The 4,212-nt window shown below is 36.1% G+C and carries 3 protein-coding genes; 1 reads left to right on the top strand and 2 read right to left on the bottom strand.

The features are described 5' to 3' along the window. Positions 1 to 165: 165 nt before the first annotated feature. Both HHH54_RS10750 and HHH54_RS10745 read right to left on the bottom strand, forming a co-directional pair. Entirely contained in the window at positions 166 to 1,341 is a 1,176-nt protein-coding gene (locus HHH54_RS10750) for a cation:proton antiporter (RefSeq protein WP_198618794.1), read from the bottom strand. Between the two features lie 2 nt (positions 1,342 to 1,343). After that, positions 1,344 to 1,832 carry a cation:proton antiporter regulatory subunit gene (locus HHH54_RS10745; protein WP_198618793.1) on the bottom strand — a complete coding sequence of 163 codons (489 nt, stop codon included), beginning with the start codon at positions 1,830 to 1,832 and terminating at the stop codon, positions 1,344 to 1,346. A 418-nt stretch (positions 1,833 to 2,250) separates the two neighbouring features. Here HHH54_RS10745 and HHH54_RS10740 point away from each other — a divergent pair. Next, positions 2,251 to 4,212: KxYKxGKxW signal peptide domain-containing protein (locus HHH54_RS10740; RefSeq protein ID WP_198618792.1), on the top strand; the 1,962-nt coding region annotated here is incomplete at its 3' end.

Below are 4,212 nucleotides of genomic sequence, written 5' to 3'. Positions count from 1 at the left end.
ATAACCAAGTTGCCCGCTTTTGTATTCTTGTAATATTTTAAGTTTGAAATCTAAACTATAACTTTTATTCATAATTAAACACCCCAAAAGTTGAATTTTGTAGGTTCAACTTTTGGGGTGCAGTACAGAATAGTTTCCATAGCGCCTCTTTTATTTTATACGTATTTAAGGAACTTTTGGTGTTTCAACTTGTTTTGAACTCTGTTTAGTAAATTTTTGAGCCATTTTTGGTGCGTATTGGAAAAGTCCAACACCGATGATGGCAGAAATCAAAATAAAGATACCACTAAATGTTTTAATTTGTGTTGTCGCGAACGCCGCGATAATCATTGAGAACTCTCCACGTTGCGTAAAGGATAGCCCTGCACGTAAAGCAGGTTGAGGGCGTAATCCGTATTGTTTACCCCCGAAGTAACCCACGACGATTTTCGCAATGATAGACCATACAACAAGCACGAGCAGTGTTTCCCACATTGATACACCTGAAGTAAGTTGAATGGTCATACCAAAGTTGATAAAGAATACAGGCATGAGCAGGTCTCTCAAGTTTCGCACGGTTTGTTGTAAAGCAGATGGTTTTTTCGTTTCTGCAAGCATAATCCCTGCTAAGAACGCACCGAATACTTCAGAAAGTCCTAAGAATAAAGCAAGACCTGCGTAACTTAATGCGACACTCACAATAAATAAAATAAAAAAGTCTTCACTGATATATTTTTCGATAAATTTGTTTAGACGTTTAAAGACAAAGCGACCAAGTACAATCGCACCAATTAAAAGAATAATTATTTTAATAAGTACGATTGACAGACTTCCAATTGAAACAGCGTTACTTAAATACATACTTGCGATAATCGCCACAAGAATAGGCGATACAATATCTTCAAAGATGAGTAACCCGAGTAAGAAGTTGGAATCGTTTGTAGTCATACGTTTATTTTTCTCAAGTAACTTTACCGTAATAGAAGAACTTGTTGCGTACACAATACCCCCGAGTAGTAAAGCGGTTGGAAGCGGCTGTTTCATAAGCAACAAAATACCAACCGTTACAAAAAAGGACAAACCTAAATCTAAAAAGCCGGGTTTATAAATGCGAATGGCCATATCTTTAAGTTGTCGAATTGGGAATTCCATCCCTAACATAAAGAACATCAGCACAATTCCAACCTCAGCGGCAAACTCAATCAGTTCTGTACCTGAGACAAATAATCCAAGTGTAATCCCAATGAGCAAGAAAATAATTACATCTGGAATGCTGAATTTATTGGCAACATACCCCCCAATAAATAGTAAAAGTAACAGCAATCCACTCATTAACAGAATGGGTAAACTCGTGACATCCATAGTTACATCACGCTAGGTTTACACATTGCTTCAAATTCAGAAATGGCATCATTATAGCCAATGACAAGTAATGTGTCACCTTCTAATATTTTTTCTGATCCACTTGGTTTAGGGATAACTTGATCCCCACGGCTAATTCCTACGATATTAATACCTTCAGGCACTCTATGTTCTGCTTGTTCGACTTCAGTATCTTTTAATGAAGAAGTTTTGCCTACTTTAATCCAATCGACTAACATTTCTTTACGTAATAATGAGAAACGCTCAAATTCTTGTTTCTCAACCGTATCATGTTCGACATCCATTAATTTTAAAGCAACCTCTCTTGCTTCACTTGAATTGAGTGTCATAGTTGCAAGAACATTTTCATCCAAATCAGTAATGTATACTTCACGTTTTCCGTTGTAATGCATAATGATATGAATGATTTCTTCATTAGAAGTAAGCATAGAATACTTCGTGCCAACTCCTGGAATCATTTGTGATTTCATAAAATAAACCCTCCTTTTAAGTATGAACAAGTATGAAAATATTAAAATTCATAAACTTAGTTTCATTATAGGATTACCACCATAAAGGGTCAATTGATGAGCGTAGTTTAAAATAAGCAAATAGGTGTATTAGGCATTTGTAAAAAAATTGTAAACTAAGGTGGAAAAGTATACCATGTTGCAAATGATTTGGTATACTTTAGAACATAACTTTTAAGGGAGTTATGTTAATAGCTATTTTTTTTATCTTATAATCTTGTAATGTTTAAAAAATTATGGGAAAGGTATTGATTGTAGTTAGCATTTCACATTTTAGATTTAAGAATAAATTTTGTTGTATTATACAAAATTTACGTTATAATACTTTTATAGTGGTGTAATGTTACTATGATTAAATTGAACAAATGGGAGTTATGTAATGTCGAAAAAGAAATTAACAGAATTTAAGCAAAGTCTAAGCGACGAGAAAGCCAGAGTCAAACTGTACAAATCCGGAAAAAACTGGGTTAAAGCAGGAATTAAAGAATTTCAGATTCTAAAAGCACTCGGCACACCATTTTTAAGTCAAAAAGTAACAGAGAAAGAAACATTGACAGATAATGGTCCATCAAGCCATACGAAAAACATCCTGAGAACAACAGCAGTAGCAGGGGGTATGTTTACCGCCAATATGCTACATGATCAACAAGCATTCGCAGCATCAGATGCACCTGTAACATCTGAACTTGCAACTCAAAGTCAAACTGTAGGGAACCAAACATCTGTCGTTATTGAAGATTCAGCTTCAGCAAGTACTGACAGTGTTGCTTCAGAAACAAACACAACATCTGATTCTCAAACAACGACGACTTCTGAGAGTAACGCTAGCAATTCAGAAACGACATCTGAAAGCGACAATAGTACATCAGTTCAAGAAAGTGAATCACTATCTCAAAGTGAAAGTGTAAGTACAAGCGAAAGCGCAAGCACAAGTGAAAGTCTTAGCGAAAAAGAAAGTACTCAAGCACAGTCCACAAGTGAGACACAAAATAATACTTCACAAGATAGTACGTCACAAAGCAATACTTCTAAAGAAAGCACTTCAACTAAAGAAACGGCCTCTACTACTGATAGTACAACTAGTACAAAAGATAGTACTTCAACAAATAGTACTGATAATAGTAAAAACAGTACATCTCAAACAAGTACACAAGACAAAAACACAAGCACTTCAAATCAAAGCACAAGCACTTCAAATACCGATTTAGCAACAACTGAACAAAGTCAGTCTAGCGGTGACTCTACGTCAACGCTTATTGTTGATTCACAAAATGATCAATTTGTATTTGCACCATTAAGTGCAACTGATACAGCATCAATTGGTCAAACTGTCTTTTTTGCGACGGCTGCAGCACCTGTTACAAGTACATATACTGGTACAGGCGTAGATAAATTTAATAACGTTCCTATCTATTACAAATTAGATGTCACAAGTGACGGTACAAAATTAACATTTAAATACACAGTTTCATACGATAATCCAAATACAACAACGATTGAAACACAACCAAATGCACCATTGACTACAGCGATAACAAATACAAATGATATAAATTATCCAATGTTAAAACTTGGTAGTGGATATGGCACACCATCATCAGTCACTCAAGGTACAACAATGCCTGGTTATGGGGACTTTAATACCAAAACACCGGTAGCTAATGTTCAAATGAATAGTACACTACAAGGATACTGGTGGGACGGCACGCCATTTATGAATGGTTTTTATGCTAAAGATGGATATGGATTAACATCAATATTTACGGTACCAATCACAAATACAAGTGGTGACTTGACTTGGTCATTCTCACCATTTGCTACACAAGACTCTACCGCTGTAAATAGAGTCAATTACTTTAGTGGAACGATTAAAGGTACAGAACCAATCACAAGTGGTTCACTGAGTACATCAGCGAGTCAAAGTACAAATCAAAGTGTATCAGCAAGTACATCACAAAGTTTAGTGAACTCGCAAAGTGCATCAAGAAGCACATCACAAAGTATAGTGAATTCGCAAAGTGCATCAACGAGTGCTTCGAAAAGTGTAGCTAACTCGCAAAGTGCATCAGCAAGTGCCTCGAAGAGTGAAGCTTTATCTCAAAGCGCATCATTGAGTGAGTCAAAGAGTGCGTCATTATCAGCAAGTACATCAAGTTCAATAAGCGCATCGACATCAGCAAGTGCAAGTACTTCATTAAGTACGTCATTATCAGCAAGTACATCAGCGTCAGCAAGTGCAAGCGCATCACAATCAGCGAGTGAGTCAGCATCAGCAAGTGAATCAGCATCAACAAGTACATCTATGAGTAAAAGCACATCACAAAGTATAGTTGACTCAACA

This window comes from Staphylococcus canis, assembly GCF_016238445.1.
Lineage (GTDB): Bacteria > Bacillota > Bacilli > Staphylococcales > Staphylococcaceae > Staphylococcus > Staphylococcus canis.
The sequence above is the reverse complement of the archived record's forward strand: the minus strand, read 5'-3'. Positions and strand labels throughout refer to the sequence as shown.

Bases quoted from the DNA above. Each gene is read 5' to 3' on its own strand.
- HHH54_RS10750 (WP_198618794.1), bottom strand. From the start codon at position 1,341: ATGGATGTCACGAGTTTACCCATTCTGTTAATGAGTGGATTGCTGTTA.
- HHH54_RS10745 (WP_198618793.1), bottom strand. From the start codon at position 1,832: ATGAAATCACAAATGATTCCAGGAGTTGGCACGAAGTATTCTATGCTT.